We start from the raw sequence: 25,331 nt of genomic DNA, 5'->3' as shown, positions 1-25,331 counted from the left end.
GGCGGCCCATTGTCGGATTCGGGGGAGCGCCCGCCGTGATCGCCGGTGGCCGGGTACCGTTTTGCCCATGTCGGTGACCGTGACCTTCGAGGGCGACGACCACGCGCACGTCGTGACACAGGTGCGGGAATGGCTGGAGACCGTGGAGGCCGAGCCCCAGGGCCCGCTGACGCCGGCCGAGGCCATCACCCAAGGCGCTGAGGTCACCAAGGACGCGCTGCGCATCATCGCCCAGGCCGCGCCCGCCCCCATCGCCCAGAACGACGTGTTCCAGCGCCTCACCGGCATGGGGTACAAGGCGACCGACGCCACCCGGAACGCCCTCGTCACCGGGGTGGGGGCGATCGAGGACGCCACCGGCGGGGGCGTGGTCAAGGAGGTGCGCGACACCGGCCGCGATGCGATCTATGAGATGAACGTGGCGGTGGCCAAGCAGATCCTCAAGCAGCTCCACGGCACCTGACGGAGCCGCTCAGCGCTCGGCGTCATCTGAGAGCGCCTCGAGCTCGGGCCCGATCTCGGCCCACAGCGCCTCGGCCATGATCCGGGCTCCCACCTCGTCGGTGTGCACCTCGTCGATGTAGACCTCGTCCTCCCGGCCGTCGAGCGCATGGGAGACGTCGATGACGCCGTCCGGGAGGCGGTCGATGAGCTCGTCGGGCCATCCCGCCTTCGCCGGTTGCCAGAAGAAGCGGACGGGGGTGTCGTGTGCGTCGCCGAGGGCGTTCGCCAAGGCGATGGCCCGTCCGTAGATGTCGATCGCGGCATCCGCCTGCTCCTCGGGGGTGGCGGTGGCGCGTCGCAGCCCGCCCTGCGAGGCGGTCGGGTCGGGGACGGCCTCGCCCAGCAGGAGGGCGATCCCGCTGTTGCGCCGGTAGGCCGTGGCGAGCTCGGAGGCACCGTCCCAGAGGCCCGGGTCCTCCTCGTGCTCGGCGTGGTAGTCCGAAGCGAACCGGTCCATCACGTCGGCGCCGAGGTGGGTCGGGTCGGGGGAGTAGCCGGTGCCCTGCACCAACAGCTCGTTGAAGCCGTCGTAGAAGACGATCAGGTCGTACTGGTCGCCACGGGCGAGGAGGCGCTCGAGGTACTGCACCTCCTGCCAGCTCACCCAGCCGGGCAGCCCGTAGTTGTCGACCTCGAGCGCGATGCCCTCCTCCTCGGCGAGGCGGGCGACCTCCGAGGGGATGGTGTGCTCGTCGCGCTGGCCGACCCCGAACATGACCGACCCGCCGAAGAACGCCACCCGCAGGGGCTCGCCCTCGCCGGCGGCAGGTGTGTAGGACAAGCGCTCGTCCTCGGTCGTGTTCAACGACTCGCTGGTGAAAGCTCGCGGTCCTCGCACGAGGAAGGGCGTGTAGGTGCCGCCGCCGAGCTGGTAGTCGATCAGCGCCTGGCGGTACTCCTCGACCCACGGCTCGTCGGCGAGGGGAGGGGCTGCCATGGTGGCCGAGACGGCCTGCTCGACCTGGCGGCGGGTGTCGCCCCGGGGTCCCTCACGCACACCGGTGGCCGAGAGCACCGCGCCGAGGGCCAGGTCGGCCACGAGCAGGGCGAGCACGACGCCGAAGCCCACGAGCACGCGGTGGCGTCTCCCGGACCAGCGTGGCGGACGGACAGGGGCGGAAGGGGGGTTGTCACGGGCGGGCTCGTCGGTCGCGGGGGCACGCGCCTCCGTCGGCGTGCCGGCCGAGCCTCCGAAGCCCCGCTCCGGTCCGAACGTCCGGTGCGACGGCGGGGACGACACCGCGGACCCGCGGGTGATCCAGCCGTCGCCCTTCACGCCACGCGGTCGGCCGAACCGGCGGCGGTGGAACGGGACGGTGAGCACCCAGACGGGGACGACGATCGCCACGAACACCACGGACAGCAGGAACCAGGACAATCCCGTGCCGACCACGTGGGCCACCAGGTGCGCGGCGCGCGTCGCCGTGGCCTCGAACCAGCCCCGGAAGCGGGGCGAGACGAGGCGCGCCTGGAGGAGAGCGAACACCAGGGCCGCCATCGCGAGGGCCAGCCAGAGGTGGCCACGGACGACCAGGACCGCTGCGACCACCAGCCCGCCCACCGGGGCGAGGCGGGCGAACCAGCGGTGCGATCCGCTCGTCACCGGGTCGGTGGACGCGACCGGTCCCCAAGTGTCCCAGGTACTCGGGTGCGCGTCGGTGGTCAGGGGGCCGTCCTCTCGCTGGACCGTCCATGTTCGCCCACCGCAACCCCCGGGAGGGGGTCGGCGCCGGGCCAGAGGTGGACCAGCGCGCCGGCGGCCAGCACTGCGACCAAGGGGACGACCGGGTAGCGGTAGTGGGGATCGACGACGCCGCCGGCGATGGCGAGGGTGTAGAGGGCGATGGGCACCCAGACGACCGAGGCCCGACGGCAGGCCGGGACGAGGGCCAGTCCGGCCACGGCCCCCGCGCCCACGAGCCACCCCCACCAGTCGGCGACCGCCTCGAGGGGCCCGTGCCAGTGGCCCGCCCAGCCCGGATCCTCGAAGTTGCGGGCGCCGTCCACCACCCGGCCCTCGCTGCTCCACGTCTCCCAGACCTTGCGGGCGCTGAGCTCGGCCTCCTCCACGGGGTGGGTGACGGCCCAGCGGACGCCGCGGCCGGTGGCATCCCGGTACCACGCGACCTCGTCGGTGTCGACGGGCATCGCCTCCGCGGCCGACCCCGAGAGGCCGTAGAGCGTGGCGAAGCGGCGCTCGGCGTAGGGCGAGGTGCCGTAGCAGTCGTCCTGGATCTCCTGGCTGAGCTTCTCGGGCTCCCACAGGGCCGGCGCCTCGTCGTGGTGGCCGAAGCACACTGCCCCCGCGTTGTTGGTCGAGGCCGGGGACCAGAAGCCGACCTGCACGCCGTTGCGGATGGTCCAGGGGACGAGGCAGGCCGCCGCGACCCCCACCACGATCAGCGTCGGCCGCAGCGCACCGCGCCACGAGCCCCGCGTGCCGCGGACGGCCAATGCGGGCGCGGCGAGCGCGATGACGCCGGGGCTGCGGACGAGGAAGGCCGCGGCCACGAGTGCGCCGACCGCCACCCATCGGCGGGTCGATGGCCGGGCCGCGGCGATCGAGGCCATCGAGAGCGCGCCGAGGAACAGAGGGGTGAAGGCCGTCTCGGTGTGGGCCGTGGACGTCCAGTAGACGAGCGCGGGGCACAGCGCGACCAGCCACGCGGCGGTGTTGCGTGCCGCTCGGCCGAGCCAGCGGTCGGCGAGGACGCCGGCGAGCGCGACGGTGGCCGTGCCCGCCGCCACGTTGACGAGCGAGGCCACGAAGGCCGTGCTGGCCCAGCCGGTCTGGCGGGCCAGCCACACGAAGGGCGAGAGGACAGCGGGATAGCCGGGTGGCCAGAAGGCGCTGGGGCCTCCACCTCCGCCGAACGTGGGCATGTCGCCCTCGGAGAACCCGACCGCGATGCGGAGGTACTCGGCAGGGTCTCGCAGCCCGGTCGGCGTGCGGGTCGCCCACACCACCCAGACCAGGCGCACGGCGAACCCCACGACGATCGCGGCGACGAAGACCGCTCGTCGGCCCCCGCCCGGTCGTCGGCGGCGCACGGCGCCGGCGGCACGGACGCCGGTTGCGTGCGCACGGTGGGTCGAGGAGCGGGCCCCCGCCGAAGCCGCCGAAGCCGCCGAAGCCGCCGCAGCCGCGACCGCGACCGCAGGCCGGACGCGGTGCGTGCGCTGTGATCGTCGGGCCCGCCGGGAACGGCGGAGCAGGGCCCACTCCGTGAGGAAGAGCAGGCCGAGGGTCACCGCCACCGCCGCCGCGAGCCGCTCGCCGAGGGCCGCGGACATGGCGGCGACGTTACCGCGGCGGCCCGACCCGTCGGTCCGCGACCAGGGGTGCGAACGCCGGCGGCCCGCGCCCGAGGACCCGGTCGAGAATCCCGCGTGCGCCGGTCTCGCCGGCCGCGACGCCCGACTAGACTGACCACCTTCACAAAGACGATGACACCGACAGACAAGGGGTGAACCGGCGTGGCTGAGATCGAGATCGGGATCGGCAAGTCGGGGCGGCGGGCCTACGGGTTCGACGACATCGCCATCGTCCCCAGCCGTCGCACGCGCGACCCCGAAGACGTCGACATCTCGTGGGAGATCGACGCCTTCAACTTCGAGCTCCCCCTCATGGCCTCGGCCATGGACGGCGTGGTCAGCCCGGCCACCGCCATCGAGATCGGCCGGCTGGGCGGCGTGGGCGTGCTCAACCTCGAGGGCCTCTGGACCCGCTACGAGGACCCCGACACGCTGTTCGCCGAGATCGCCGAGCTCCCGCCCGAGAAGGCCACCCTGCGCATGCAGGACATCTACTCGGCGCCCATCATCCCCGAGCTCATCGGTGAGCGCATCCGCCAGATCAAAGAGGCCGGGGTCGTGTCGTGCGCCTCGGTCACCCCACAGCGCACCGAGGCCTTCGCCAAGGAGATCCTCGACGCCGAGCTCGACCTCCTCGTCATCCAGGGCACGGTCGTGTCGGCCGAGCACGTCTCCAAGACCGCCGAGCCCCTCAACCTGAAGCGCTTCGTGCGTGAGCTCGACATCCCCGTGATCGTGGGCGGCTGCGCCAGCTACCAGGCCGCCCTGCACCTCATGCGCACCGGCGCCGCCGGCGTGCTCGTGGGTGTCGGCCCCGGCCACGCCTGCACCACCCGTGCGGTGCTCGGCCTCGGGGTCCCGCAGGCCACCGCCATCGCCGACGCCCGGGCCGCCCGCATGCGTCACCTCGACGAGACCGGCGTCTACGTCCACGTCATCGCCGACGGCGGCATGGGCACGGGCGGCGACATCGCCAAGGCCATCGTCTGTGGCGCCGACGCCGTGATGATCGGCTCGCCCCTCGCCGCCGCCAGCGAGGCGCCGGGCCGGGGTTACCACTGGGGCATGGCCACCTTCCACCCGACGCTGCCCCGCGGCGCCCGGGTCCAGACCGTCACCCGGGGCACCCTCGAGGAGATCCTCGTCGGCCCCGCCCACGAGAACGACGGCCGCATGAACCTCTTCGGGGGCCTGCGCACTTCGATGGCCACGTGCGGCTACGAGTCGGTCAAGGAGTTCCAGAAGGCCGAGGTCATGGTGGCGCCCGCGCTCCAGACCGAGGGCAAGAACCTCCAGAAGGCCCAGGGCGTGGGGATGGGTCACTGAGCCAGGCAGCGGCGACCGACGAGGTCACGCCCACCGTCCTGGTCGTCGACTTCGGCGCCCAGTACGCACAGCTCATCGCGCGCCGGGTCCGTGAGGCCCACGTCTTCAGCGAGATCGTCCCCCACTCGGTGAGCGCCGCCGAGGTCGCGACCCGGGCGCCCGCCGCCATCATCTTGTCCGGCGGCCCGGCCTCCGTGAACGTCGAAGGCGCCCCCCGGCTCGATCCCGAGATCTACGAGCTCGGCGTCCCCCTGCTCGGCATCTGCTACGGCGCCCAGCTCGTCGCCCTGCAGCTCGGCGGCGCCGTCGAGGGCACCGGGAAGGGCGAGTACGGGCGCACCCAGCTCGAGGTCACCAACCCCGGGGTGCTCATCCACGACTTCCCGCCGGCCACCCAGGACGTCTGGATGAGCCACTTCGACTCCATCGTGGCCGCGCCCGAGGGCTTCACCATCACCGCCCGCACCGCGGACGTGCCCGCCGCGGCCTTCGAGGACCCCGACCGGCGTATCTTCGCCACCCAGTTCCACCCCGAGGTGGTCCACACCCCCCAGGGTCAGGCCATCCTCGAGCGCTTCCTCTACGAGGGCGCCGGCTGCTCGCCCTCGTGGACGATGCGGTCGATCATCGACCAGTCCGTCGAGGCCATCCGCGCCCAGGTGGGCGACGAGAAGGTCATCTGCGGGCTCTCCGGCGGCGTGGACTCCGCCGTCGCCGCCGCCCTCGTGCACAAGGCCGTCGGCAGCCAGCTCACCTGCGTGTTCGTCGACACCGGCCTGATGCGCCGCGACGAGGGCGACCAGGTCGTCGAGACCTTCCGCCGGCACCAGGGCATCGAGCTCGTCCACGTGCGTGCCGCCGACCGCTTCTTCGAGCGCCTCGCCGGGGTCATCGACCCCGAGGAGAAGCGCAAGACCATCGGTGAGCTGTTCATCCGGGTCTTCGAGGAGGCCGCCGGCGGGCTGTCCGACGCCCGCTTCCTCGTGCAGGGCACGCTGTACCCCGACGTCATCGAGTCGGGCACGCCCGACGCCGCCAAGATCAAGAGCCACCACAACGTCGGCGGCCTGCCCGAGGACATGGACTTCGAGCTCGTCGAGCCCCTCCGCAGCCTCTTCAAGGACGAGGTCCGCGAGGTCGGCCGCGAGCTGGGCCTGCCCGACGAGATCGTGTGGCGCCAGCCCTTCCCCGGTCCCGGCCTGGGCGTGCGCATCATCGGTGAAGTCACCCCCGAACGGGTGGCCATCCTCCAGCACGCCGACGCCGTCGTCCGCGAGGAGATCAAGGCCGCCGGCCTCGAACGCGACATCTGGCAGGCCTTCGCGGTGCTGCCCGACATCCGCAGCGTCGGGGTCATGGGCGACGAGCGCACCTACGCCTATCCCATCATCGTGCGGGCGGTCACCAGCGAGGACGCGATGACCGCCGACTGGGCGAGGCTGCCCTACGACGTGCTCGAGCGCATCTCCTCGAGGGTGATCAATGAAGTGCGCGGCGTGAACCGCGTCGCCTACGACATCACCTCGAAGCCGCCGGGCACGATCGAGTGGGAATAGCTTCTCCTCTCCTCGCTTTCCTCTTCGTCTTCCGTCACTGACCGGTCGGCGGGTCCTGTCGGCGGAGTCCGTTTCCGGCCATGCTCGTCCCTGCGCGTGGCCGGAAGCCGTTCCGCCGCCACCCGCCGACCTCCCCTGCCGCCTTCGGCGGTCGTGGGGCGGTCGTTGCGCACCTCGGGGCGATCGTGTCCGGCGGCGGGGACGTGCTGCGGCTCCGCCGTTCCTTGCTTGGGGGCCGAGCCTCACCGGTGGTGACCCACGTCTTGTGGCGGGTGAGGCCCAGCCGTCTCGTGGCGGGGCCTAGCGGTCGGCGGGGGCCTCGGGGGTGATGGTGGGGTCGGCGGGCACGACGACGGGGTCGGGGGACGCGGGAACGGGCTTGGGGGCGGCGGCGTCGTTGCTGCCGGCCTTGAACTCGCGCTGGGCCTGGCCGAGGGAGCGGGCGAGGTCGGGGACCTTGCGGGCGCCGAAGAGGAGCATGACGACGGCGAGGACGATGAGGAGCTCGGGGGCACCGAGGTTCATGGGGACGGTCCTTTCACGGGGTTGCCTGGTCTACGGAGCCACCCCCTGGTCTGGATGAGAATTCGCCCGGACCCGTCCAGATCCGGGCTCGCCTCCGTACCAGGGGCATGTCCTCGCTGATCCCGATCCCGTGCGCGGCCCTCGTGGCCGCACACGGGTAGTCCCGTGTTCAACATCGGTGGGGCCGAGCTCTTGGTGATCCTGCTCGTGGCGCTGCTCGTCCTCGGGCCGGACAAGCTGCCCCAGGCCGCCCGTCAGGTGGGCCACTTCGTCGGAGAGTTCCAGCGGGTCGCCGGCGGTTTCCGCCAGGAGATCCAATCGGCGCTCGTCGTCGAGGACGCCAAGGCAGGACGGGTGGGCAAGGAGGACAACGCCGGCCGCCCGTCGACGCCGCGATCCTCGATGCCGACCGCTGACGGTCCTGGTGTCGACTCGGCGGGTGAGCCACCGGCCGAGCAGGTGGCGCCGTGACCGCCACCGCGACGGGACCTCCGTCAGAGGCGCCGGTCGACGAGGCACCCCACATGACGCTGTTCGAGCACCTGACCGAGCTGCGCAACCGGCTGTTCAAGGCCGTGCTGGCCGTGGTGCTCGGAGGGGCGGTCGGCTGGCTCTTCTACAACCAGATCCTCGACTTCCTCGTCCAGCCCTACTGCGAGGTCCAGGGCGGGGACTGTGCCCTGTTCGTCACCGATCCGCTCGAGGGCTTCCGCACCCGCTTGCAGATCGCCGGGTACGGCGGCGTGTTCCTGGCCATGCCCGTGATCTTGTGGCAGGTCTGGCGCTTCGTCACGCCGGGACTGCACGACCACGAGAAGCGCTACGCCGTACCGTTCGTGGGCTCGGCGTTGACGCTGTTCGCCATGGGTGCCGCGCTGGCGTTCGTGACGCTGCCGAAGGCCCTCGACTTCCTGATCAGCATCGGCGGCAGCGAGTTGCAGGAGATCTACTCGCCCGCGAAGTACCTCAGCCTCATCACCTACATGATGCTGGCGTTCGGCGTGGGCTTCGAGTTTCCCGTCTTCCTGGTGTTCCTCCAGATGGTGGGCATCGTCTCGCCCGAGAAGCTGGCCGGTGCGCGGCGCTGGGCCATCGTCGTCATCTTCGTGGCGGTGGCGGTGCTGACCCCGAGCGGCGACCCCTACAGCCAGTTCGTGCTGTCCATCCCGATGGTCCTCTTCTACGAGATCTCGATCCTGATCGGTCGCGCCCTGCGCCGTCGCCGGCTGGCGGCCGCTGAGGCATGAGGTCATCCGCCGACCCCGACGGCTCCGGATACCACCCAGTACCAACACCCACAACGAGGAGACACACCATGAGTGTCGATGACCGAGGGCTTCGAGAGCTGATCTCGGAGTCCCAGGACCTGCAGAGCGATGCACTGCGAGAGGCCAGGGCGAACGCCCCAGCGGTGCAGGAGCTCGGCGCGTCCCGACGTGGGCGGAAGCCGGATCTGGACAAGACGAGGCAGGTCAACAGCGAGCGACGCCGCCTGCTGCGCAACGGCGGCTTCGGCGTGAGCGCCCTGGCCGCCCGCGGCCTGCTCGGCTCGGCCTTCGGTGCTGCGGTGTTGAACATCGTGGCCCGCCCGGCCGGGGCCCAGGAGGACGTCGACGTGATGACGCTCCAGACGGCGGCTTCGCTGGAGAACCTCGCCGTGGCGACCTACGAGGCCGCGCTGACCCTGCCGTTCATCAAGAACGGCAACGAGGTGGTCAAGGCCTTCGCCATGACCACCATGGAGCAGCACGCCGAGCACGGTGCCTCGTTCAACGCCCAGGCCGAGGACCTGGGCGGCCAGCGTCAGACGGAGGCGAACCCCAAGTACGCCCCCATCGTCGAGGACGCGACCCCCGGCCTGAACTCCCCGCTGAAGGTCGTCGATCTGGCGGCCACCCTCGAGGAGGTGGCCACGGACACGTACCTCGCCAACCTGTCGCTCGTCCAGGATGCGGAGACCCGCACCCTGTTCGGCAGCGTCATGGGCGTGGAGTCGCAGCACCTCGCCGTCCTGCGTGCCGTCAAGGCGCTCCTGGAGGCCGACGCGGCCGACCTGATCGCCCTGCCGCCCGACATCGCCGCCTACCCGGCAGCGGCCGGCAGCGTGGCCTTCCCACAGCCGTTCGAAGAGCCAGACATGGCCAGCCCGCCCGAGGAGGGTGCCGTCCGATGACCATCGATACCCAAGGATCCAATCCCGTGTCGGCGGCTCCCACGTCGAGTGGGCTCAGCCGGCGCAAGTTCCTGGCGGTCAGCGGCATGACCGCCGGCGTCGCGGTCCTCGCGGTCGCCTGCGGCAGCGATGACGACAGCGGCTCCGGCGCAGCCGGGACCACCGCGACCACGGCTGCTGGTGGCAACACCACGACGACCGCGGGCGGCGGCGGGGGCGACCTCGCCATCGCCGCCGGTGCGGCCGGGCTCGAGGTCCTCGCCGTCAACACCTATGGGGCGGCGCTCGACGCCGCCACCGCCGGTGACCTCGGCGAAGTGCCGCCCGCCGTGGCGGAGTTCGCGACCAAGGCCAAGAACCAGCACCAGGCCGCGCTCGACGCGTGGAACGGTGTGCTCGCCGACAACGGCGAGGCCGAGGTCAGCGATCCCCCGGCCGACCTCGAGACCACGGTGAACGATGCGTTCGCCGAGGTCACCGACGTCATCGGTGTCGCGGAACTGGCGCTGATGCTCGAGGGCATCGCGGCGGACACGTACCTGGACGCCCAGTCCATGCTGGAAGGCAGCGATGCCAAGGCGCTGGCGGGTTCCATCCAGGTGATCGACCGCCAGCACATCGCCATCCTCAACTACGTCCTGGGCGAGTACCCCGTCCCGGACACGTTCCAGAACACCGACCAGTCGGTCCTCTCCGGCTGATCCACGACGGCCGCTCGCGCGGCCCGACCAGGTGCTCAGGTGCCTGGTCGGGCCGTGTGGCGCGCTCGGGTGTCCTCGCTCAGAGAAGGCCGTAGCGGTCGGGGGTGGTGTCGAGGAGCTCGTCGCTCGGGCCGCCGAGCCAATCGAGTGCGAGCGCCTGGAGCGAGCGGGCGTCGAGGGTGGAGGGGAGGTCGCCGTCGACGAGTGCGCCGAGGCCCAACTCGCCGACGATGCCACCGCGTGCCAGCGGGCCCACGACGAACTGGACGTTGCCGTTGCCGTGATCGGTGCCGAGGCTCCCGTTCTCCGCGACCCGTCGGCCGAACTCGCTCGTGGTGATCACGAGCACGTCGTCGGCCCGGCCTTGGGCCTCCATGGCGGCGAGGAAGCGGGTCAGGCCCGTGGTGACGTCGGCGAGGAGCTGGGCGTGGCGCTCGGGCTGGTTGGCGTGGGTGTCGAACCCGTCGACGCCGACCACCACCACCTCGGTGCCCACGTCGAGGCCGATGATCTGCGCCGCGACCTCGAGCAGCGTCGTGGCCGGGGTGGGGTCGACGGCCTTGGTGGACCCGCCGCCGACGCCCCCGCCCGCTCGGGCGAGAACGTCAACGCCCTCGATGGTGGCCGGGATGGCGACCTGCGCCGCGGCGACGAGCGGATCGGCGCTGACGGGGGCCGCAGACGCGGCGAACGCTGCGGCCACGGCGTCGGCATCGACCCCCGGGCCCGGCGGCGCGAGGAGTTGGAAGGACCGGGGGGAGGTCACCACCGTGGAGAGGCTGCGCTCGGCCAGCAGGACCTGACTACTCGCGCCGAGGGCCACGGCACGCAGCGGCGTCGGCCGTTCGCCCCCCGTGGCGTCGAGCCAGCGCCCCAGCCACGAGTCGGTGAACGGGGTGCGTCCGCCGGCGCGCCACACATCGGTGGCGACGAAGTGGGAACGGCTCTGGTCGTCGAGCCCGATCCCTTGGAGCGCGGCGAGACGACCGGCCTCCCAGAGGGGGAGCAGTGGGGCGAGGGCCGGGTGCAGGGAGTACCGGTCCTCACCGGGGAGGGCCAGCAGGTCGGCCTCGGGGACCGCGACCGTGGGCCGGGCACTCCGGTAGCGGCCGCTCGCGGGCACGAGGGTGTTGAGGCCGTCGTTGCCGCCGGCGAGCTCGATGACGAGCAACACCCGCCGGCTCGAGCTGCTCGGCGTGGACGTCGCGGCGTCCTGCACCTGATCGTCGATGAGCTGGGACCAGAGCGCGGTGCCGGCCGCCAGCGCTCCCGCGGTCCCACCCGCCAGGGCCAGGAAGCGGCGACGGGTCAGGGGGGACGTCACGCCTGGACCAGGTCCGGGGAGGCCAGCGCTACGGCCAGCACGCCGATCCCGTCGTCGTTCCGGCTCGACGACGCGAGGCCAGCGAGCGCCTCGCGGGTGGCCGGGCCGAATCCCTCGGGGCGACCGAGGGCGTCGGCGAGGGCACCCAGGTCCCCGCTCGCCGCGGCGCGGCGGGCCGGGTTGTCCTCGCCGGTGGCCCCGGCCACGACGCCGGCCAGGTTGTACCGATGGGCCGTCGTGGAGGAGGTGAGCCACGTGGTGCCTCCCGTCCATCCCGACACATTGGGGGGCCACAGCGGCAGGTGCCCGGCGTCGTAGAGGGTCCAGTAGCGGTCGATGCGATCGATGGTGGCCCCGGTGGCGCGTTGCGCGGCGAGGAGCCAGGGCAGAGGGCCGAGCACGAGGCCGGCGGTGCGTCCCTCGGCCACGGCCTCGAGGGTGGCCCGGGCGAGCACCCTCAGGTCGAGGTCCGCGGCGCGGAAGCGTCTGCCCAGCTCGGCCAGGAGCGCGGGGTCGGCCTCCGGCCCCAGCACGGCGCGGCCGAATCGCGCGGCGACGAAGCGGGCGCAGGCCTCGTGCTCGACCACCGCGGCGATGACGCTGTCGACGTCGTGCACCCTGTCACGACCTAGGTAGCGCTGCGCGGTGTCGTCGTGGTCCGCGGCCACGAAGACGCCGCGGCCCGCCGACCGGAGTGGGTCCGGGTTCGCGATGTCGGCGTCGATGCGCCAGCCAGTGAGCGCTCGCGCCCCGGCTCGGACGTCCTCCTCGGTGTACTCGCCGACGCCGAGGGCGAAGAGCTCGAGCAGCTCCCGGGAGTAGTTCTCGTTCGGTGCCGTCCCCGTGCTGTCGCCCCCGTCGAGGTAGCGCAGCATGGCGGCGTCGATGGTGATCGCCCGGAGGAGTTCCGGGAACGGGCCCAGCCCGGCCCGCCGGAACAGCTGGATCTGGTTGACCATGGTGGGCACGTGCACGACGACCGCGATGCTCGAGACCAGGTGGCCGTGCCAGTACCAGGCCATCCACTCCTCGAAGGGCCGCTCGGCCACCAGCAGGTGGTCCATCCACCGGCTCGACGCGTTGAGCGCTCCGCCGCCGCCGTCGGCCAAGGGCATGTCGACCCCCACCCAGGGGTCGGCGGGGCCGTTGGGCAGGCCATGGGTGTCCGGTTCGACCAGGCGGTCGATGACGGTGTCGACCCCGAGGGCGGCGAGCTCGTCGAGCTCGCCCGGGGCGAGTCCGAACGCCGCCCGCCGGTAGAGGCGCGCGATCGCCTCGCGCTCGTTGTCCCCGTCAGCCATCGTTCGCGACCTCGGGGCCGATCGTAGCCGTGGGCTCTCGGCGGCGAACGTCGGGCCGGACCCGGCGACTCGTTACCATGCGCCCGCCCATGACCTGCGCTCGATTGGTGGACCGCCGCCCCTCGCTCACGGCCGACGAGCTGGCGGCCGGTTTCGTGCCCCCGGCCCGCTTCGCCGGCGTCCGCTTCGACAACTACGTGCCCAACCCGGCCCATCCCTCGCAGGCGGCGGCGCTGGGTGCCCTCGAGGCGTTCGGCGCCGTGCCGGCCGAGCCGGCGGCCGGCGACGGGGGTGGCCGGTTCTTCCGCCGAGCGAGGACCTCTGCACCGGCCTCGCCCGCGGCGCTCTACCTCGACGGCGGGTACGGGGTCGGGAAGACCCACCTGATCGCTGCCCTCTTCCACGCCGTGCCGGGGCCGGCGGCCTACCTGACCTTCGCCGAGCTGACTGCGGTGATCGGCTTCGTGGGGATGGACGAGGCCGTGCGGGCCTTCTCCCGCTACCGGTTGCTGTGCATCGACGAGTTCGAGCTCGATGACGTGGCCAACACGCTGATGGCGGTCACCTTCCTGCGTCGCGTCCTGCCGGGCGAGGAGCGGCCCACGGGCACCCGGGTGGCCACCACCTCGAACTCCGTGCCCGACCAGCTGGGCGAGGGTCGCTTCGCCGCCGACGACTTCAAGCGCGAGATCGCGGCCATCGCCGCGCACTTCGACGTGCTGCGCATCGACGGGCCCGACTACCGGGCGTCGTCGATCGTGCCCGTCGAGTCCCTCGACGACGACGAGGTGGCCGGCGTGGCTGCCGCGGCGGCGGGGCCGGTGTCCGACGACGACTTCGACCCCCTACTCGCCCACCTCCGGGTGGTGCACCCGGTGCAGTTCGCCGCCCTCATCGACGGGCTCGACACCGTGGTGCTCCGAGGCCTGCACCCCATCGCCAACCAGGGCGACGCGCTCCTGTTCGTCCACCTCGTCGACGAGCTCTACGACGCCGGCGTCACCGTGGCCGCCACCGGGTGCGGGGTGCACGAGCTCTTCCCCGAGCCCTATCGCTCGGGGGGCTACCGCAAGAAGTACGGGCGGGCGGAGTCCCGCCTGTCGGCGCTCCTGGCCGAAGCCACCACCTGATCCCGCCGGCGGAGCCGCTCCGAGGGGCGAGGAGCCAGTCTGGGGCGGGGGAGGTTGACCGCCGGAGGCGGGCAGCGGGGTGATCGAACCGGGTGGCGGAGCCGCTCCGAGGGACGAGGAGCCAGTGTCAGGTGCCGGCGAGGCGGGCGACGACGGGCGCCATGTCGTCGATCGCGCTCATGCTGAGGCCGATGTAGGAGATGCCGAAGCGCTCGCGTTGCTCGACCAACTCGTCGACGATCTCGTCGACGGTGCCCGCCAGCGAGTGGGGGCTGGCAAGGGCGGCTTCGGGGGTGAGGCCGAAGCCCGGCCCGAGCTGCTCGGCCAGGCCGACGCGGTCGTCGGTGATCACCGCGAGGTGGATGCGCACCTGGAGCTCGAGGTCGTCGAAGCGGGCGCCGGCGGCCTCCCGGATCCAGGCGATCTTCTCGGCGGTGTGCTCCGCGGTGCCGTCGGGGCCGACGCTGGCGTCGATGCGTCCGCCGTGGAGGTTGAAGTTGAGACCCACGATGTCGGCCTCGCGGGCCGCCAGCGTCAGCATCCGCCGACCCCCGCCCCCGAGGAGCAAGGGCGGTCCGGGGCGCTGGACCGGTTTCGGTGTGCCTTCGAGCCCGCGGATCTCGTAGTGGTCGCCGCGGAAGTCGACGGGACCGTCGGCGAAGAGGCCCTTCATCACGGTCAGTGCCTCGCCCAGGCGGTCGATGCGGGTGCCGGCAGGGTCGAGGGGGATGCCGGCCTGTTCGTAGTCGCTCGTCATCCAGCCGGCCCCCACCCCCAGCTCGAGGCGGCCGTCGGACAGCAGGTCGAGGGTGGCCGCCTCCTTCGCCAGGACGACGGGGTGGTGGTAGTCGTTGGCATAGGTGAGCGCGCCGATGCGGATGGTGCTGGTCGCCGCGGCCGCGGCCATCAGGCCGACGGTGGGGGAGAACTGCGCGTCCAGGTGGTCGCCCATCGTGAAGGTGGCGTACCCGAGCTCCTCGGCCTTGCGGGCGAGGGCCGCCCAGCCGGCGGCGCCGCCTTCGCAGTGGCCGCACTGGACGCCGAAGCGGAACGGGTGGGGCATGGCGGCAGAGACTACTTTCGGCCCATGGCGGACACCCCCGACGGTTGGGACCCACTGGACGACTTCGTCGCGCACGAAGTCACCTACGACGGTCAGCGCAAGACCGTCTACCGAAAGGGTGAGGGCCCCGCGGTCGTCGTCATCTCCGAGATCCCGGGCATCACGCCGGCCGTGGCCGACTTCGCCCGCCGGGTGGTCGACCTCGGTTGCACCGTGGCGATGCCGTCGCTGTTCGGCGACCCTGGCCGGCCCATCTCGAACGGCTACGCGGCCCGGTCGCTGACCGGTGCCTGCGTCTCGAAGGAGTTCGCCACGTGGGCAGCGGGTCGGACCTCTCCGGTCACGGCGTGGCTCCGGCACCTCTCCCGGGACCTGCACGACGAGCTGGGCGGGCCCGGCGTCGGCGTGGTCGGCATGTGCCTGACCGGCGGGTTCGCGCTGGCCATGATGGTCGACGAGGAGGTGGTGGCCCCCGTGCTCAGCCAGCCGTCGCTGCCCTTCCCGGTCGGCAGGGGCCGCAAGCGCGACCTCGGCATCTCCGACGCGGACCTCGCCCGCGTCAAGGAGCGGGTCGACGAGGGCGTCTGCGTGCTCGGCCTGCGCTTCACAGGCGACCCGGTGATGCCCGCCGACCGATTCGCCCGCCTGCGCGAAGAGCTGGGGGACGGCTTCGTGGGCGTCGAGATCGACTCGTCGAAGGGCAACCCCCACGGCATCCCCACCAACGCCCACTCGGTGCTCACCGAGCACCTGGTGGACGAGCCCGGCCACCCCACCCACGACGCGCTCAACCAGGTGCTCGATCTCTTCCGCGAGCGCCTCTTGAGCGAGGCCTGAGGCCGGGTCCGAACGGGCCCACCCTTCGAAATCCCAGGGATGTGATGCACGGGTAGGGTGAGCGCGTGAGCTCGTCCGGCCCCTCCGCCGACCCCTTCGGCGGGGGCGGCGCGGCCAGCCTGCTCGACGGTCTGAACCCCGCGCAGCAGGAGGCGGTCCTGCACCACGAGGGCCCGCTGCTGGTGGTCGCCGGCGCCGGCTCGGGCAAGACGCGCGTGCTCACCCACCGCATCGCCCACCTGATCCGCGAGCACCGCGTCTCGCCCTTCGAGATCATGGCCATCACCTTCACCAACAAGGCCGCCGACGAGATGAAGCAGCGCGTGGCGGCGCTGGTGGGCCCGGTGGCCGCCAAGATGTGGGTGTCGACGTTCCACTCGGCCTGCGTGCGCATCCTGCGCCGTGACGCGGCCCGCCTCGACTACCCGTCGTCGTTCACGATCTACGACCAGTCCGACGCCCGCCGCCTCACCGGCTACGTCATCCGCGACCTCAACCTCGACCCCAAGCGGTTTCCGCCACGGGGCGTGCACGCCACCATCAGCGCGGCCAAGAACGACCTGATCCGCGCCGACGAGTACGCCGAACGTGCGCAGGTCATCTACGAGCGCAAGGTGGCCGACGTCTACTCCGAGTACCAGCTGCGCCTGCGTCGGGCGGGGGCCATGGATTTCGACGACCTGCTCATGGTGGCCGTCGAGCTCTTCCAGAAGAACCCGGACGTGCTCGAGCACTACCGGCGGCGCTTCGGCCACATCATGGTGGACGAGTACCAGGACACGAACCGGGTGCAGAACGAGCTGGTCCTCTTGTTGGCCGGCGGCCACCGCAACGTCTGCGTGGTGGGCGACAGCGACCAGTCGATCTACCAGTTCCGCGGCGCCGACATCCGCAACATCCTCGAGTTCGAGGAGGCCTTCCCCGACGCCACGGTGATCGTCCTCGAGCAGAACTACCGGTCCACCCAGACCATCCTCGACGCCGCCAACGCCGTCATCGCCAACAACATGGGCCGCAAGCCCAAGGAGCTCTGGACCGACCAGGGCGGGGGCATGGCCATCGCCCGCTACCACGCCGACGACGAGGGCGACGAGTCCCAGTGGGTGGTGCACGAGATGTCGCGCCTCCACGACGACGGCGACGCCCGGTGGGGGGACTTCGCGGTCTTCTACCGCACCAACGCCCAGAGCCGGGTGCTCGAAGAGCAGCTGATGCGCCAGGGCGTGCCCTACAAGGTGATCGGGGGCACGCGCTTCTACGACCGACGCGAGGTGAAGGACGCCCTCGCGTACATGAAGGCGGCGGTCAACCCGGTGGACGAGGTCAGCATCAAGCGCATCCTCAACGTCCCCAAGCGCGGCATCGGGGACAGCACCATCGGCCGGCTCGACGCCTGGGCCAAGTCGCACGACCTCGCCTTCATCGACGCCTTGCGGGCCGCACAGGAGGCAGGGGTCAAGGGCACCGCGGTCAAGGGCATCGCCGCCTTCCTCGAGCTGTTCGACGAGCTCGGTCGCATCGCCGCCGACGGGCCCGCCTCGCTGCTGCAGGCCGTGCTCGATCGCACCGGCTACGCCGACGAGCTCGAGGCCGAGCACAGCGTCGAGGCGGAGGGCCGTCTCGAGAACCTCGCCGAGCTCGTGGGCGTCGCGCAGGAGTTCGAGAGCGTCGACGAGTTCCTCGAGCAGGTGAGCCTGGTGGCCGACACCGACCAGCTCGACGACGACGACTCGTTCGTGGTGCTGATGACCCTGCACTCGGCCAAGGGCCTCGAGTACCCCAACGTGTTCCTCATCGGCCTCGAGGACGGCGTGTTCCCGCACCTGCGCTCGCTGGGCGAGCCCGACCAGCTCGAAGAGGAGCGCCGCCTCTGCTACGTCGGCATCACCCGGGCCCGGGAGCGCCTCTTCCTCAGCCACGCGTGGAGCCGGATGCTCTACGGGTCGACGCAGTACAACCCGCCCAGCCGCTTCCTCGACGAGATCCCGGAGGCGCTGGTCGAGGTGGTGGAGGGCAGCCGGGCGGTGGGACGGCGGCGCCAGGCCTCCACGTTCGCCGGTGAGGGTCGGTCCTCTGGGGGTGGCGGCTCGTCGTACTCGTCGCACTCACCCGGGCGTTCGTCCATGGACCGCCACCGCGACGAGGTGGTCGAGCGGGCCCTGCGGCCGGCGCCCCCCCAACCCAGCGGTGCCGATGCCCTCGGCCTGCGGGTGGGCGACGACGTCCGCCACGGCACCTTCGGTGAGGGCGTCATCATCGACATGGAGGGCAGCGGCGACAAGACGCAGGCCACCGTCCACTTCCGCGACGCCGGCCAGAAGGTGCTGCTCCTCTCCTGGGCACCCTTGGAGAAGCTCTAGCCGGGCACCGAGAACCACCCTGTCCAGATCGGGTCAAGTGAGGACCCTGTGCCGGGCCCCAGGTCCGCGAGCACACACATGTAGGGAGGATTCGACAAACAGCGATAACCGTCGCAGGGGCGCTCACCGCCCGACTTCATCGCCAACTGCCGTTCGACGATGCTACCGTTCCGATGCTCGTAGACGATGAGGCAAACCGAACAACTGGAACATTACCATGACCTCTAAGGACGATGAGGAATGGCGCGCCTTTGAACACGAAGTGGCGCGTCTATATCGGGCTCTTGGCTACAGCGTCACCGAGGATGTGCTGATCCGGCAATGTCAGATTGATGTTCTTGCGGAGCGCTCAGTTGGAGGAATCCGCCCTCTACGAATAGCAGTTGAGGTTAAGCACCGTAGGACAGGCTCGGTTCCGATACAAGAGGTGCGAGACTTCATTCATACGGCAACTATTCTGCTAACCGCCGGAGAAGTTGCTACGGCGGTACTCGTTACCAACACAGCGATTACGCGCGCATCTCGAGCGCTGGTCGAGACAGATCACCGGATTAGACTATCCACCATCGATGATGTACGCCGAGACCTCGTCTACAACGAGGATCATTTGCGCAACTGGATGTTGGAGTACGAGCGCACGCAGGTTTCGACGCGGTTCATTGACATAGGACTCGCCTTGAAAGGCCGCCGAGCGTCAGGGGCCACTGTGCTGACGCTGGTTTCTACTCTTGATGCAGACCCCGAGACCAACTCCGTCGTTCTTCTTGCCGACTATGGTGCGGGCAAGACCACAGCGTTGGAGCGCATCAAATACCAACTCCTTCAGTCTCATCTTGCATCTAAAGAGGGGCGCGTTCCATTCATGATGAGCCTTAAGGGCCTGCTAGACTATCCCGATCTCGACTCGTACATACGAGCATCTCTAATGCAGGACCTGGGCAGTCAATGCGATCTTCGTACGTTCTGGCGTCTGGTTGACGAGGAACAGTACCTGCTGCTGTTCGATGGATTTGACGAGATCGCCGTCCAACCTTCGGCAAAGGATCGCGCTGCGTATATGGCACGCATAGCGCCACTCTTCTTCAGCAGGTCTCCAGCAATCCTGTCGAGCCGGCCCAGCTATTTCGCTACAAGAGCTGAGTATCAACGGTTGACGAAACCGGCTGCCGGCTCAGTGTCTTCGCGCGCTGCCACCGGTGATGAAGACCGCCACGTCACGAGTTCGCGCGCCCGAACACTGTATTCGACACTACAGCAGGAAATGCAGCGCGAGCGTGGAGATCGACCGGCACCGGTGTGGGAGTGCAAGACCTTCGTAATTCAACCTCTGACGATGGATCAAGTGCGCTCGTATGTATGCGCTCTAGGCGATGAGTTTGCAGATCTGGGTATAGCGGATCCTGGTGATGTTCTAGACTTCCTAGAGGCGGTATACGACCTTTCGGACTTGGTTACTAGACCGATTCTTCTGCAGATGATAGTCAGGACCGTGCTTTCGGGAGGTATCGACATATATGATCGCACTCGGTCGCTTGGGGCATCTGAGCTTTACGAGGTCTATACCGAGATCCGGCTGGAAGACGATCCGCATAAGGTACCAGCACGTAGGAAGGGTCTGGGTGTCACGAAGCGTCGACAGTTCGCTGAGCTGTGTGCGTGGAGAATGACATCCCTACAGCAACTTCATCTAAGTCGGGAGGAAGCAGAACGACTCGCCCGGCGACTGGAACCGAGCCCACCGCGAGTTAGTTCGGAGACACACGGTAATGCTGTCGAACGTGTCATGACCGATCTTCGTACGTGTTCCTTCCTCACAACGGATGATGACGGCAATCTTCGATTCGTCCACAAGTCGTTCCTAGAATTCTTCTTGGCGTCGAAAATACGCCAGACGGTGCTTGTCGGCTCTGATATGACGGAATTGGAGACACCGCTTTCGCAAGAAGTGCTGTACTTTCTCGGCGCCATGACGGTTGTGACCGACTCAGGCGGATCGAATGACCTGCATGTAGCGATTGCGGAGTGGATCTCTCGTACGAATCGACTGCAAGACGCAGGAAGATCGCGTGAATCTGCGATCCGGAGTAATCTGCTCGCCGTTTTGTTCTATGGTCCCCAAGACGTGTCTCACGCAGACCTGGACAAGGGTTCGGTTCCACATGTTCGACGAAGGACCTTGCGGATCAGGGAATCCCACTTGCGAGACATCGTGTTCGACCAACTGGACATTTTGGAGCTGTCGCTTGAGGATTGCAAGCTTGATCAGTGCGTGCTTAACGGCAGTATTGACGCCACAAGTATTCTGAGATCTGACGTTCGCTTGGAACTTCGTGGAGCCAAGTCGGTGACGTGCGAGGATGTGGTCGGAGAGATGGTGCTCCGTGACGTGAGCGCGGTGGCTCTCACCGAGTGCGACCGGTTGGCGGTGTCGGTGGACGGTGGGACCGCTACCAGCGTCGACCTAGTCAAGGGCGTCGTGAGTGTCCGCGGAGGAGCTATTAGGCGTTTGAGCATTGCCGAATCGGTGTCTGAGATCAGGGTCGAGCAGGCTCAATCCTCGGCAGTGAGTCGTATCGAAGCCGTGGATTCGCTCGTCACTATTCGGCCGGGGGCAAGTCTGGGTCGCCTGGTAGGTGGCGCTGACTTCACCAGTGAGGTCGATACCCAGTTTACTGGCGTTCTCGAGTCGTGTCTCCTTCTCCTTGACTTTCGTATGCCACTGGCATTCCTCAACAATTTGTCCCTTGAGAGATGTGTGGTCGTAGGTGGTTATCTTGTTCGGTCTGGCTCTCAGTTACTCCAAGAGTATCGAGAGACGGGGCGCTTCGAGGCACCTATATATGCCTCTAGTTTGGCAATGTCCATTCAGGTCGGTCATCGGTCCGGGGGCAGGTCGGATCAGCGGAAGCGACGACGCCGAACGATTGACGATTTGTCATTGAGCGCCGCGAGCTTTGAGTTCGGCTGGGGTGATCGTATTCCTTGCGAATCACCGGTGTGGAGTCGTATCGATGACCGATCTGAGTTCGGGCGGCAGTTGAATGTATTGAACTCCCCAGGAGTCGCGGAGCCAGCACTCAGCCTCCTTGAGCCGTTCAATGAGCTTGTGCGTGGCACCTGCGGCGCTGGAGCTGGTCCTCTTCTCACCAGGTTCGTTGAGGAAGCTGAGACGGCGATAGCGAGTTCGCTGGCGTGGGCGTGATCTGAGTGAGGCCTGGTTGGCGGTGCTTGAGGGCCTGGCAGCTGGCCCGTCAGTTCTCGTCGGGGACGTCGGCGGGGTCGGCCTGCCAGATGAACCGGGCGGACGCCGTGGCGTCGGTCTCGTCGGTTTCGGGCACGCCGGCCAGCTCGAAGGTGAAGCGGAACGTCTCCGCGGCAGGCAGCTCGGTCACGGTGGCCGCCTCGACACCGTCGCCGCGTGCGGCCAGGCCGGCGAGCGTGCCGTCGTAGACCGTCTCGGTCGGCGTGAAGCCGGTGCAGTCCTGGAAGGCGCCACCGGTGCCCCGCTCGACCTGCACGTCGAGGAGCCCGGCGAGCGTCCCCTCGGCCTCGGTGGACAGGCCGACGGTCACGGGCAGGACGTTGCCCTCGTAGCTGACCACGATGCAGTCGCGCTCGGGCCGACCGGGGACCATGTCGTCCACCGCGAAGAGCGAGCTGCCGGCGTCGTCGTCGGTCAGCTCGACCGAGCCCACGCCGAGGCTCACGTCGGCCCCGGCGTCCTGGGTGCCGAGTGCGGCGCGTGACCGGGTCACCACCAGGACGCTCACGATCAACAGTGCGATGGCGGTGGCGAGCGAGCGGGCGGTGGTGCGCCCGGTGCTGGCCTCCTCCGCGGCGAGGTCGATGGGGCCGCTCTCACGCTCCAGGATCCGGCTCATTCGCCTTGCACCTCCTCCGTCGGTGCCCCTTCGGGATCCGGTTCGTCGAGCGCCGCTGCTCCGCTCCGCTCCGCAGCCTCGAGGATCATGCTCGCACCCCCATGGGCGGTCGGGCCGCCAGCGGGGTGGGCACGCCGCCGAGGAGGACGGCGACCTGCTCCGGGCTCGTGGGCCGGTGCAGGAGGTAGCCCTGGATGAGGTCGGCGCGCATCTCCCGCAACAGCACGAGCTGCTCCTCGACCTCGATGCCCTCGGCGATCACGCGGAGGCCGAGCTCGTGGGCCAGGCCGATGACGGATCGGACGATGGCCCGGTCGTGGTCCTCCTCGCCGGCGAGGCCGTCCACGAACACCTTGTCGATCTTCAACACGTCGAGGGGGAGCTCGCGGAGGTGGCGCAATGACGTCTGCCCCTGCCCGAAGTCGTCGAGGGCGAGGCGCACGCCGCGGGCCCGCAGGCTCTTCATAAGGTCGACGAGATCGCTGCCGAGGGCGACCACGTTCTCGGTCACCTCGAGGAGGAGCGATGCCGGGGGCATGGCCGTCTCGCCGAGGATGCGGTCGAGGTCGGCGCTGAAGGCAGGGTGGTTCAGCTGGCTGGGGGAGACGTTGACGGCGAGCAGGAGCGTGGCGCCCCGGGGGGCCTGGCGCCACTGGGCATGGGCGCGGGTGGCGGTGCGCAGCACCCACCGGCCGACGTCGACGATGAGTCCCGACTCCTCGGCCATCGGGATGAGGGTGCTCGGCGGGATGGCCCCGTGCTGGGGGTGATCCCAGCGCACGAGGGCCTCGACCGCCACGATGGACTGGTCGTACGCCCGGTAGATGGGCTGGTACACGAGGCGTAGCTGGTCGCGCTGCAACGCGGTCCGGAGGTCGGCCTCGAGCTGGAGGCGGGTGACCGACGCCGTGTCGTGTCCGGCCTGGTAGAGCGCCCAGCGGGCCCGACCACCGGCCTTGGCCCGATACATGGCCTGGTCCGCCCGACGGACGAGCTCGGCGGGGTTGGTGAACGGGCGCGGCGCCAGGGCGATGCCGATGGAACAGGAGATCGCCACCTCGTGGCTGGCGACCACGAAGGGCTCGTTGAGGGCGCCCACCAGGCGCTCGGCGACCCTGGTGGCGTCGTCCGCGGTGGCGACCCGGTCGAGCAGCACCACGAACTCGTCGCCGCCGAGGCGACCCACGATGTCCTCGGCCCCGACCGCCCGCACGAGGCGTTGGGCCACCGCGATGAGCAGCTCGTTGCCGGCGTCGTGGCCGAGGCTGTCGTTGACGGGCTTGAAGCGGTCGAGGTCGATGAACAGCACGGCGGCCTGCTCGTCGACGGGCGCGGGCCGGGTGACCGACTCCTCGAGCTTCTGGAGGAAGCGGGCCCGGTTGGGCAGGCCGGTGAGACCGTCGTGGAAGGCCCGGTGCTCGAGCTGGTCCCGCATGGCCCGCTGCTCGGCCACCAGATCGTTGTTGCGCATGGCCACGCCGGCCTGCGCCGCCAACAGCTCGAGGCACTCGAACTGTGCGGCGCTCACCGTCGAGCCCGCCCGGGCGCCGGCCCGGAGCGACGCCGACGCGCCCAGCGCGTGGAGCGGGCTCGCCACCACGACCTCGAGGCCGGCGCTCTGGAGGTCGACGAGCTCCTCGGGGACGTCGGTGGAGCGATCGCTGACCATGGTGCGGTGGGTGGCGGCGGCGGCCACGGCCCCACCCGCGGGCCGCTCGGGGCCGGGAAGATGGAGGTCACTGGTGGACTGGGTGCCGGTGACGAACCAATCGCCCGACGGACGCCGCACCGCGAGGTCGACCGCGTCGAAGCCGAGCCCGAGGGCGGACGACGTGACGGCGGACACGACCTCGACCTCGATGCTGGTGACGCGGTGACCGGCCTCGGCGACCGTCTCGAGGAGCTTGCCCCGCTCGGAGGCCTGCTCCCAGGCGTCGCGCTGGCTGCGGATGTCGATCAGGAGCTGCTCGGACAGGTAGCCGGCCGGGATGGTGACGAGCAGGATGACGCCCACGCGCTGGACGGCGAGGTCGATGGCGGCGAGCACCTCCTCCTGGGCGGCGCCGGCGGCGTTGACCATGAGGGCGATGTACGCGGTGGAGATGAGGGCCCACACCGCCATCGCGCCGCGCAGTCGGTACTTCAGGGCGCCTTCGAGGACGGGCACCACGAGCAACACCCACATGATGTCGCGGCCGGACACGTCGAGTGAGGTGGCGAGGGCCAGCACCAGGGCGCTGTCGGCGGAGATCTCGACGAACGACAGCAGCGACTGCTTGCGAGGGTCGGAGGTCCGCTCACCGGCGAGCGAGATGAGGCTGATGAGCCCGAGCACGGCCGCGACGGCGAGGCCGAAGATCACCCCCGAGGTCGGCAGGGTGGGGTCGCCGGGGCCCGGCCGGTAGGTGGCGTACTGGACGAAGAGCAGCGCGGCGACGATGAAGCGCATCCGCCGCAGCGCGGAGCCGATGACCTGGGCCGACCGGCGCGGGTTGGACCGGACCGACGTGCGCCGCTCGACCTTGGGTGTCACCTCGTGGGGCGGCGGGGCGGAGCCGGCCGGGGCACCGCCGGCCGTCGGTGCCGCCGCGGGCGCCGGCGGTGCGGACGGTGGGGCGGCGCCGGGCGTGACGCCCGGGTGCGGCGTCGATGCTGGTGCGGTGGCGAACGGGGCCGGCGGGGGAGGGGGAGGGGGAGGGGCCAGGGCGGTGTCGGGGGTACCGACGGGTGGAGCGGTCACGGCATGGCCTCGCCGGGTCGCCGGGTCCGCCGCAGCACGGCCCAGAGCGCGAGTCCGGTGCCCACGGCCCAGAGCGCCATCAGCGCCAGGTCGCCTCGCTCCAGCCACACCTTGGGGAGGCCCACCGCAGGGATCAGGAGGCGGCCCACGCCCTCCACGTCGCCGGGAGCCACCTCGTAGGAGTCGGCGGCGACGTTGGCGTCTCCCCTCGTCACGTAGGTGCCGTCGGCGGTGACCCGCTCGATGCGATGGGTGAGGGTCCCTCCGGGACGTACCGGGTCGGAGAACGTGACCACCGTCCCCTCTTCGAGACCTTCGCCGCCATCCGCGGGTGCGCCGGAGAGGATGATGTCGCCCGGATTGATGCTGGGCTGCATCGATCCGCTCGTGACCACCATCGGTGTCCACCCGACGAGCAGGCGGACGACGAACACCCAGACCAGGAGGCAGGCGACGATCGACAGGTAGAACCAGCACACCAGGCTGGCCACCGGCGCGGCGCGCTGGAGGAGGGTGCGCTCCCCGGTCCGCCCTCGGTCGTTGGTGGTTCGTTCGCCCGACGGTGGTGCGGCCGGCTCGGCAACAGTCATGTCCA

General features: G+C 70.1%; 20 protein-coding genes. 11 read left to right on the top strand and 9 right to left on the bottom strand.

Annotated features, from left to right (window positions below; genetic code table 11):
* Positions 1-67: 67 nt before the first annotated feature.
* Positions 68-463 (top strand): hypothetical protein, encoded by a 396-nt coding sequence (locus tag JNK12_11510; protein MBL8776557.1) that lies wholly within the window; start codon positions 68-70, stop codon positions 461-463.
* 9 nt (positions 464-472) lie between these two features.
* Here the strand turns inward: JNK12_11510 and JNK12_11505 are convergent, their stop codons facing one another.
* Both JNK12_11505 and JNK12_11500 read right to left on the bottom strand, forming a co-directional pair.
* A complete protein-coding gene (locus tag JNK12_11505; GenBank protein MBL8776556.1) occupies positions 473-2,107 on the bottom strand; it encodes an SGNH/GDSL hydrolase family protein in 1,635 nt (544 codons plus the stop codon).
* 59 nt (positions 2,108-2,166) lie between these two features.
* A complete protein-coding gene (locus JNK12_11500) occupies positions 2,167-3,798 on the bottom strand; it encodes a glycosyltransferase family 39 protein (protein ID MBL8776555.1) in 1,632 nt (543 codons plus the stop codon).
* 183 nt (positions 3,799-3,981) lie between these two features.
* Here JNK12_11500 and JNK12_11495 point away from each other — a divergent pair, with 183 nt between their 5' ends.
* Both JNK12_11495 and guaA read left to right on the top strand, forming a co-directional pair.
* Entirely contained in the window at positions 3,982-5,145 is a 1,164-nt protein-coding gene (locus JNK12_11495) for a GuaB3 family IMP dehydrogenase-related protein (protein ID MBL8776554.1), read from the top strand.
* Positions 5,142-6,701, top strand: a complete 1,560-nt coding sequence (gene guaA / locus JNK12_11490; protein MBL8776553.1) for a glutamine-hydrolyzing GMP synthase — start codon at positions 5,142-5,144, stop codon at positions 6,699-6,701. Before JNK12_11495 ends, guaA begins: the two co-directional genes overlap by 4 nt.
* Positions 6,702-7,001: 300 nt before the next feature.
* Here guaA and JNK12_11485 read toward each other — a convergent pair whose 3' ends face one another.
* Positions 7,002-7,226 (bottom strand): twin-arginine translocase TatA/TatE family subunit, encoded by a 225-nt coding sequence (locus JNK12_11485; protein ID MBL8776552.1) that lies wholly within the window; start codon positions 7,224-7,226, stop codon positions 7,002-7,004.
* Positions 7,227-7,391: 165 nt separating this feature from the next.
* On the opposite strand from JNK12_11485, the gene tatB reads away from it, so the two are divergent.
* The 4 genes from tatB (at position 7,392) to JNK12_11465 (ending at position 10,100) form a co-directional block, all read left to right on the top strand.
* Positions 7,392-7,697: a twin-arginine translocase subunit TatB gene (gene tatB / locus JNK12_11480; GenBank protein ID MBL8776551.1), complete on the top strand. Its 306-nt coding sequence runs from the start codon at positions 7,392-7,394 to the stop codon at positions 7,695-7,697.
* Positions 7,694-8,473: a twin-arginine translocase subunit TatC gene (gene tatC / locus JNK12_11475; protein ID MBL8776550.1), complete on the top strand. Its 780-nt coding sequence runs from the start codon at positions 7,694-7,696 to the stop codon at positions 8,471-8,473. The genes tatB and tatC overlap by 4 nt, the downstream gene beginning before the upstream one ends.
* A gap of 68 nt (positions 8,474-8,541) precedes the next feature.
* Positions 8,542-9,399, top strand: a complete 858-nt coding sequence (locus tag JNK12_11470; protein ID MBL8776549.1) for a ferritin-like domain-containing protein — start codon at positions 8,542-8,544, stop codon at positions 9,397-9,399.
* Positions 9,396-10,100, top strand: coding sequence for a ferritin-like domain-containing protein (locus JNK12_11465; GenBank protein MBL8776548.1), 705 nt, complete (start codon positions 9,396-9,398; stop codon positions 10,098-10,100). The genes JNK12_11470 and JNK12_11465 overlap by 4 nt, the downstream gene beginning before the upstream one ends.
* A 79-nt stretch (positions 10,101-10,179) precedes the next feature.
* Here JNK12_11465 and JNK12_11460 read toward each other — a convergent pair whose 3' ends face one another.
* Positions 10,180-11,424: a DUF1501 domain-containing protein gene (locus JNK12_11460; GenBank protein ID MBL8776547.1), complete on the bottom strand. Its 1,245-nt coding sequence runs from the start codon at positions 11,422-11,424 to the stop codon at positions 10,180-10,182.
* Positions 11,421-12,725 (bottom strand): DUF1800 family protein, encoded by a 1,305-nt coding sequence (locus JNK12_11455; GenBank protein MBL8776546.1) that lies wholly within the window; start codon positions 12,723-12,725, stop codon positions 11,421-11,423. The genes JNK12_11460 and JNK12_11455 overlap by 4 nt, the downstream gene beginning before the upstream one ends.
* Before the next feature lie 89 nt (positions 12,726-12,814).
* On the opposite strand from JNK12_11455, the gene zapE reads away from it, so the two are divergent.
* Entirely contained in the window at positions 12,815-13,855 is a 1,041-nt protein-coding gene (zapE, locus tag JNK12_11450) for a cell division protein ZapE (GenBank protein MBL8776545.1), read from the top strand.
* A 127-nt stretch (positions 13,856-13,982) separates the two neighbouring features.
* On the opposite strand, the gene JNK12_11445 is transcribed toward zapE, so the two are convergent.
* A complete protein-coding gene (locus tag JNK12_11445) occupies positions 13,983-14,918 on the bottom strand; it encodes a TIGR03621 family F420-dependent LLM class oxidoreductase (GenBank protein MBL8776544.1) in 936 nt (311 codons plus the stop codon).
* A gap of 24 nt (positions 14,919-14,942) precedes the next feature.
* On the opposite strand from JNK12_11445, the gene JNK12_11440 reads away from it, so the two are divergent.
* The 3 genes from JNK12_11440 to JNK12_11430 all read left to right on the top strand — a co-directional run bounded on the left by JNK12_11440 (position 14,943) and on the right by JNK12_11430 (position 21,317).
* On the top strand, positions 14,943-15,755 hold the full coding sequence (locus JNK12_11440; protein MBL8776543.1) for a dienelactone hydrolase family protein: 813 nt from the start codon (positions 14,943-14,945) through the stop codon (positions 15,753-15,755).
* Positions 15,756-15,820: 65 nt separating this feature from the next.
* Complete coding sequence (pcrA, locus tag JNK12_11435) at positions 15,821-18,115, top strand: DNA helicase PcrA (GenBank protein MBL8776542.1); 2,295 nt, start codon at positions 15,821-15,823, stop codon at positions 18,113-18,115.
* A 217-nt stretch (positions 18,116-18,332) separates the two neighbouring features.
* On the top strand, positions 18,333-21,317 hold the full coding sequence (locus JNK12_11430; protein MBL8776541.1) for a restriction endonuclease: 2,985 nt from the start codon (positions 18,333-18,335) through the stop codon (positions 21,315-21,317).
* Between the two features lie 49 nt (positions 21,318-21,366).
* Here the strand turns inward: JNK12_11430 and JNK12_11425 are convergent, their stop codons facing one another.
* The 3 genes from JNK12_11425 to JNK12_11415 form a co-directional block, all read right to left on the bottom strand.
* Positions 21,367-21,996, bottom strand: a complete 630-nt coding sequence (locus tag JNK12_11425; protein MBL8776540.1) for a hypothetical protein — start codon at positions 21,994-21,996, stop codon at positions 21,367-21,369.
* An 85-nt stretch (positions 21,997-22,081) separates the two neighbouring features.
* Complete coding sequence (locus JNK12_11420) at positions 22,082-24,736, bottom strand: bifunctional diguanylate cyclase/phosphodiesterase (GenBank protein MBL8776539.1); 2,655 nt, start codon at positions 24,734-24,736, stop codon at positions 22,082-22,084.
* Positions 24,733-25,326 carry a signal peptidase I gene (locus JNK12_11415; GenBank protein MBL8776538.1) on the bottom strand — a complete coding sequence of 198 codons (594 nt, stop codon included), beginning with the start codon at positions 25,324-25,326 and terminating at the stop codon, positions 24,733-24,735. Before JNK12_11415 ends, JNK12_11420 begins: the two co-directional genes overlap by 4 nt.
* Between the last annotated feature and the right edge of the window lie 5 nt (positions 25,327-25,331).

It is taken from the genome of Acidimicrobiales bacterium (genome assembly GCA_016794585.1).
Taxonomy (GTDB): Bacteria; Actinomycetota; Acidimicrobiia; order Acidimicrobiales; family DATDAH01; genus JAEUJM01.
Note: the sequence above shows the minus strand (reverse complement) of the source record. Positions and strands in the feature narration are given on the sequence as shown.